Origin of the sequence: Bacillus sp. SIMBA_026 (assembly GCF_046535335.1) — a bacterium.
Lineage (GTDB): Bacteria > Bacillota > Bacilli > Bacillales > Bacillaceae > Bacillus > Bacillus velezensis.
Genome location: NZ_JAWRWX010000128.1, coordinates 1 through 276 on the forward strand (window position 1 = coordinate 1; position 276 = coordinate 276).

The window sequence follows — 276 nt, forward strand, 5'->3', positions numbered from 1 at the left end:
GGCCTCGGCGCAGAGCGTCAACGGTCATGTCACAGTCATGCGTGTCCACCGTGAGGAAGCCCAGACCGATATCGTCGACTTCGTGGAAGACCTCGGCTACTTCCCGCAGCAGGCGGCGCTTCTCGATCGTTGCACGCTGAACCTGGGCGGTGGAACGGTGTTCGTCGGCGTGGTGGGTTCCGGTAAGACGACATCGGCCCAGGCGGTGATGCAGCGGCTGCCGGGCTGGATGAACAAGATGACCGTGGAAGATCCGGTCGAACTCATCGCGCCGGG

General features: G+C 63.8%; 1 protein-coding gene. It reads left to right on the top strand.

Annotated elements, in window-relative coordinates; translation table 11 throughout:
• On the top strand, nucleotides 1-276 hold a 276-nt coding region (locus SB847_RS20940; RefSeq protein ID WP_410578524.1), incomplete at both ends, for an ATPase, T2SS/T4P/T4SS family.